Raw genomic sequence first — 4,769 nt, forward strand, 5'->3', positions numbered from 1 at the left:
CCCTATCCGAAGGTGTATCCTTTAGGGCATCCTCCTATGAGCTGGGGTAGTTCATAATAATATTGGTTGTGGAATTAAGACTATGGGTAAAAACGCTAAACTCAAAAAAATACGCTCTTCTAGCAAAGCTGGCAATAAATCAGCTAAGAGATATGAGCAGACTCAGTTTGTCCAACAGTTTGAAAAGATGGGTTATCAATTAAAAATTGACCCCAAACTACAGCCTAAAACTAATCGAGGCAATATATCTCCAGAAATTCCCCAAGATAGAATAGAGCCACAACTATAGTCTAGAGTGGTTTTGCAGAATTAAATCAAAATATTACTTAGAGCTTTTCGACTTAATTCCCAGCTAGATACAGGTAAAACAATCGGCCAAAATAGGGGAGTCAAAAATAAAAAAGCCCAGGAGATTAGATCGTTGTTGGGAGTACTGTCGTCTTGATAAAATAGCATCAGCCAATAGACAAAAACCATAAAATAGATTGTCCAATACCAAGTAACAATGTTTCCAGACATTCAGCGATCGCTCTTAATAAATTTGGGCTTTCATTATTGTCGATTGATCGAGAAATTGTCACGAGTAAAAATACTTAATTGCAATGGTTTTAGGTTGAACCACTCCCAACATTGATTCTATTTATTGGGAAGAAATAGAAATATAAGGAGTTAAAAACATATTCTGTTCGGCAATTCGACGCTTAGTTAAACCAGGTAAAGCGACCAACCGCCCCCCTTGATTGGCTTTATTCCAGCGAGGAAATTCACGAGCAGCACCTTGATAATCTCCTGCATTGAGTTTTCTACTTAGAGTACTTTGCTTAATTAGTTTCATCCCCGCGTTGTAGACCAGAGAAGTCAATGCGCCTAATTGATGGGGAGTTAGTTCGACTCTAACATTAGCCAAGATTAAACTTTGAATATGATATATTTCTCTCTCTAAAGTAGCATCAGCCTGAGCTTGAGTAATATATTGACCCATTCTCACCTTTTTGCCATTTATCCTAGACTGTCCGTAACCAATTACGGGTAAACCACTGGTATCAATATAAGCATAAGCACGAAAACCTTCGTGTTGCTTGATTAAACTTAGGGTAGAAGCTAAAACCTTGTGATTGGAGGGATTAACTTTGTTTGAAGCAATAATATGTTTTATATTATTAGCAGTAGTTCGATCTGTTTTTAACTGCTTATTTTGCTGATTTAATTGACTAGCATGAGAGCTGTCAATGCTCAACAGAAAAGAGTTTGAAGATAATAATAAGGTTAATGATGAGAGAAAAAGTTTATTAATAGAATCAGACTTGAAAAACATAGGGAATTTTACTGAATTATCTTTGCTTAAGTATATTTACTTAAAACTAACTAGCCGATTTTATCTAAAACTAGATAATTTTTAGGAAACTAAAAATACAAAACAAAATGCTGTGTAGATCTCTAAAATAATCAATGACGATCTATTTTCCAACCTCCAATCAATTAAAATAAATGTCTCAAAAAGGCGATCTTTTAACCCAAAAAATAACCCAAAATTCTTCTTGTATTGTTATTGGTGGGGGAATTTCAGGCTTAATTGCAGCTACTTTATTGCAACGCCAAAAAATGAAAGTAATTGTGTTAGATAAAGGGAGAGGAATTGGCGGACGTTTGGCGACTCGTCGGATTAAATATTCAGAATCTGTTGAGGGAATTTTTGATTATGGAACGCAATATTTCAGTGTCAAACATCTCAACTTTCAAACTTGGGTAGATGATTGGTTGCAACAAGGCATTATCAAACAATGGAGTGAGGGATTTCCTCAAGAAAACCGCTTTATATGTGGTGAATTGGACGGCAAACCGCGTTATTGTGGAGTTAATGGGACTCGCGGTATTGCTAAATATTTAGGGAGAGATTTAGATGTTCGCACTAGCATCAAAGTAACAAAACTATACTACGATCGCCAGTGGTTAGTGGAGACAGAAGACAAGCAAAAAATACGCGGAGATATTTTAGTCATGACTCCTCCCATACCTCAATCTCTGGCTTTGTTAGATAATTCTAAAATAACTTTACCCCCAGATATCAGAAAATCCTTAGAAGAAGTTAGTTATCATCCTTGCATTGCCGTTTTAGCTTTACTCGCAAAACCCAGTAAAATTCCCGAACCTGGAGGTATCGCAGTAGAAGATGAGTCGTTGATTTGGCTGGCTGACAATTATCAAAAAGGTATTTCTCCTCATGGTTATGGGGTGACTCTCCAGGCTACTCCTAATTTTAGTGAAACTCATTGGGATAATAGCGACGCAGATATTGCCAGAACGTTATTTGCTGCTGGATCGCCTTGGTTGAATTCTGACATCATTCAATATCAAGTACACCGTTGGCGTTATAGTTTGCCCAAAACACTCTATGATCGACCCTGTTTGGCTTTTTTTGCCGCTTCTAAGGTTTCGTCGACCAAACGCTCGCGATATTTTTCAAACTCAACAATTAATTCTGCAAGTTCTGCTGCTAATGCGATCGCATCGAAAATTTCTTAACTGAGTTTACTGTTGGCTGACAATCTGAGAAAATTGATAACACGATCAAAATAACCATAACAACACTAATTTAATCGATTTTAAGAATCATGGCAGATACTCCCGCAACCGCAGCAGAACTTGCAGAATTAATTGTTGAGTTTGAAAAATATCGCGAGCGTTTGGTCGACGAAACCTTAGAAGCGGCAAAAAAAGCCAAACTTTCTAAAAAAGCAACTATGGCAAAGTTAGAACCACAACTTGCTGATATTGATGCTAAATTAGCAAGGATTCGCGAACAACAGGCTAATTTGACTGCCCAATCATAGAAAAATGACTAATAAGCCCAATACCGCTAGTAATGGCGAGCATATGGTCTTTTATGGCGATAAAGCAGACAAACTCCGAGCCAAAAGCTTTATCTTTGATGAAAATAGGCGATCGCAATTCAATTGATTCGCTACAAGTTGTTTTAAATAAAGACTTTTTTAACTAATCTCAATGATATACATCTTAAGATTGATGGCTCGCACAACCTGAATGTTGGATAGTTTATATATTAAGTAAAGAAGTTAGTCTAGTTAATACTTTTATTGTTAGTAAAGATGAGTAAAGTTAGCGTTGTTTTAATTGAAGACCACGATTTAAGTCGCATTGGTTTGTGTGCAGCATTAAAACAATACAACGATGTCGAGATTCTCGATAGTGCTGCTAATGGCAAGGATGGTGTCAGCAAAATTAAAACTCATCAGCCCGATGTTGCCTTGGTTGATATTGGTTTGCCAGATATTGATGGGATTGAAGTTACCCAGCTCATTAAAGAATATCAGGCAAAAAATCCCGATTTCAAAACTAAAATTTTGATGCTGACTATGCACGATAGTGAAAACTCTGTAATGGCTGCTTTTGCTGCTGGGGCGGATTCTTATAGTTTGAAAGATGTGAGTATGGATAACTTAGTTGAAGCTATTCGCAACACCCACGAAGGAAATGCTTGGATCGATCCTGCGATCGCTCGTATTGTGTTAAAACAAGCTCAATCTACTAATAGTATCAAGCCGACTAATACTTCTAATAATGCCACGGTTGAAGTAGACGACACTCAATCGATTACTGCTGTAGCAGAAGAATATCAACAACTGATTGAAACTTATCCCTTAACAGATAGAGAGCTAGAAGTTTTAGAGTTGATTGTTGCAGGCTGTAGCAATGCAGATATATCGGAAAGGCTGTATATTACCGTAGGAACAGTCAAAACTCATGTTTGCCACATTCTGAATAAATTATGCGCCGACGACCGAACTCAAGCTGCGGTAAGAGCATTAAGAGCGGGTTTGGTAAAGTAGGTATTCTAGCTTGAATCCCCAATTTATCTCAAATTGCCACGATGGAGAATTACCGCACTAGGAATTGTATTATTCTGACTATCGTCTAGCATCAACAATTCCACGCTGCCATAGTAAGCTTTGGGGGTATTTTCCAAACATCTATAGCTATTATTATCACTGTGATAGATACCAAACTCTCTATGACCTTTGGGTCGAGCTTGCCAGTGAATCAAAGTAAAACTCCCGCTAAGAGAAAATTGCTCAATGATGGGGTTAAAATCAAGTTCTAATTCACTACCCGCTACATCTGGAGTAGACACCTTGAACTTAGCCTTAGATATAGTGTGGACAATTTTCATTTTTCTGATTCTGTATCGATTAACTGCTTAGTTGTTGAGTCGATTTGTTGTTGAGCTTGCCCTAGAATTTCGTCTGATTCGAGTAATTCTTGCTGCAAAGCTTGGCGTTTCGGTGAAGCGATCGGTAAAAGTTCGACATCTTCTTTCAATTCGTCAGAGACTTTTTGCACTTTGGTTAATGCGTTGGTAGTTTTTAACTTGTAGTGAGCAGCTTCGATCTCTACTCCGTTGGCTCGAATCATCGACCAACATGCACCAACGGAAAAAATAGCGATCGCAATGCCGATACAGTTCCAAAAGCAAGGCGTGGGTGAACTATTTAGCCGTACCATCGGACTACTTCCCCCCTAAAGTCAATATGAACAAAGCTGTAGTAACGACCTAGCCCCCCCCCTCTAAGTGAAGGCGATCGAGTATCTTGTGAATTTGAAAAGCTGAAAAATAATCAGAGCGAATATCCACCGCATCGCCGTATTGATGACGGGAATACTTTGAGCCACCCACCCGACTATTAATATGCCTGGGACGTAGGGTGTTGATTTTGAGGTTGATTAACAGATAAAATGTCATATGAGTTCTC

10 protein-coding genes are annotated in these 4,769 nt (G+C 38.1%); 5 read left to right on the forward strand and 5 right to left on the reverse strand.

Going from position 1 to position 4,769, the window contains the following annotated elements:
- The first annotated feature begins 82 nt into the window (after positions 1 to 82).
- Positions 83 to 289 (forward strand): hypothetical protein, encoded by a 207-nt coding sequence (locus I4641_RS23185; protein WP_229642953.1) that lies wholly within the window; start codon positions 83 to 85, stop codon positions 287 to 289.
- Between the two features lie 20 nt (positions 290 to 309).
- On the opposite strand, the gene I4641_RS23190 is transcribed toward I4641_RS23185, so the two are convergent.
- Positions 310 to 519 carry a hypothetical protein gene (locus I4641_RS23190; protein ID WP_229642954.1) on the reverse strand — a complete coding sequence of 70 codons (210 nt, stop codon included), beginning with the start codon at positions 517 to 519 and terminating at the stop codon, positions 310 to 312.
- 121 nt (positions 520 to 640) lie between these two features.
- Complete coding sequence (locus tag I4641_RS23195; RefSeq protein ID WP_229642955.1) at positions 641 to 1,237, reverse strand: lysozyme; 597 nt, start codon at positions 1,235 to 1,237, stop codon at positions 641 to 643.
- 251 nt (positions 1,238 to 1,488) lie between these two features.
- Here I4641_RS23195 and I4641_RS23200 point away from each other — a divergent pair, with 251 nt between their 5' ends.
- The 4 genes from I4641_RS23200 (at position 1,489) to I4641_RS23210 (ending at position 3,848) form a co-directional block, all read left to right on the forward strand.
- Positions 1,489 to 2,523: an NAD(P)/FAD-dependent oxidoreductase gene (locus I4641_RS23200; RefSeq protein ID WP_229642956.1), complete on the forward strand. Its 1,035-nt coding sequence runs from the start codon at positions 1,489 to 1,491 to the stop codon at positions 2,521 to 2,523.
- An 89-nt stretch (positions 2,524 to 2,612) separates the two neighbouring features.
- Positions 2,613 to 2,831, forward strand: a complete 219-nt coding sequence (locus tag I4641_RS23205) for a DUF8630 family protein (protein WP_229642957.1) — start codon at positions 2,613 to 2,615, stop codon at positions 2,829 to 2,831.
- A 4-nt stretch (positions 2,832 to 2,835) separates the two neighbouring features.
- Positions 2,836 to 2,958, forward strand: a complete 123-nt coding sequence (locus tag I4641_RS24010; RefSeq protein ID WP_263858331.1) for a hypothetical protein — start codon at positions 2,836 to 2,838, stop codon at positions 2,956 to 2,958.
- 149 nt (positions 2,959 to 3,107) lie between these two features.
- A complete protein-coding gene (locus I4641_RS23210) occupies positions 3,108 to 3,848 on the forward strand; it encodes a response regulator (RefSeq protein WP_229642958.1) in 741 nt (246 codons plus the stop codon).
- A gap of 23 nt (positions 3,849 to 3,871) precedes the next feature.
- Here the strand turns inward: I4641_RS23210 and I4641_RS23215 are convergent, their stop codons facing one another.
- The 3 genes from I4641_RS23215 to I4641_RS23225 all read right to left on the reverse strand — a co-directional run.
- Complete coding sequence (locus I4641_RS23215) at positions 3,872 to 4,189, reverse strand: hypothetical protein (protein ID WP_229642739.1); 318 nt, start codon at positions 4,187 to 4,189, stop codon at positions 3,872 to 3,874.
- The gene (locus I4641_RS23220) at positions 4,186 to 4,521 is read right to left on the reverse strand and encodes a hypothetical protein (protein WP_229642959.1); all 336 of its coding nucleotides are present in this window, start codon (positions 4,519 to 4,521) and stop codon (positions 4,186 to 4,188) included. The genes I4641_RS23215 and I4641_RS23220 overlap by 4 nt, the downstream gene beginning before the upstream one ends.
- A 49-nt stretch (positions 4,522 to 4,570) precedes the next feature.
- A partial coding sequence (locus tag I4641_RS23225) for a D-Ala-D-Ala carboxypeptidase family metallohydrolase (RefSeq protein WP_229642960.1) occupies positions 4,571 to 4,769 on the reverse strand: 199 nt, incomplete at its 5' end.

It is taken from the genome of Waterburya agarophytonicola KI4 (genome assembly GCF_020640915.1).
Lineage (GTDB): Bacteria > Cyanobacteriota > Cyanobacteriia > Cyanobacteriales > Xenococcaceae > Waterburya > Waterburya agarophytonicola.

Excerpts from the sequence above, each read along its gene's own strand:
- I4641_RS23185 (WP_229642953.1), top strand. The coding sequence starts at position 83 with ATGGGTAAAAACGCTAAACTCAAAAAAATACGCTCTTCTAGCAAAGCT.
- I4641_RS23190 (WP_229642954.1), bottom strand. The coding sequence starts at position 519 with ATGTCTGGAAACATTGTTACTTGGTATTGGACAATCTATTTTATGGTT.
- I4641_RS23200 (WP_229642956.1), top strand. The coding sequence starts at position 1,489 with ATGTCTCAAAAAGGCGATCTTTTAACCCAAAAAATAACCCAAAATTCT.
- I4641_RS23205 (WP_229642957.1), top strand. The coding sequence starts at position 2,613 with ATGGCAGATACTCCCGCAACCGCAGCAGAACTTGCAGAATTAATTGTT.
- I4641_RS24010 (WP_263858331.1), top strand. The coding sequence starts at position 2,836 with ATGACTAATAAGCCCAATACCGCTAGTAATGGCGAGCATATGGTCTTT.
- I4641_RS23210 (WP_229642958.1), top strand. The coding sequence starts at position 3,108 with ATGAGTAAAGTTAGCGTTGTTTTAATTGAAGACCACGATTTAAGTCGC.
- I4641_RS23215 (WP_229642739.1), bottom strand. The coding sequence starts at position 4,189 with ATGAAAATTGTCCACACTATATCTAAGGCTAAGTTCAAGGTGTCTACT.
- I4641_RS23220 (WP_229642959.1), bottom strand. The coding sequence starts at position 4,521 with ATGGTACGGCTAAATAGTTCACCCACGCCTTGCTTTTGGAACTGTATC.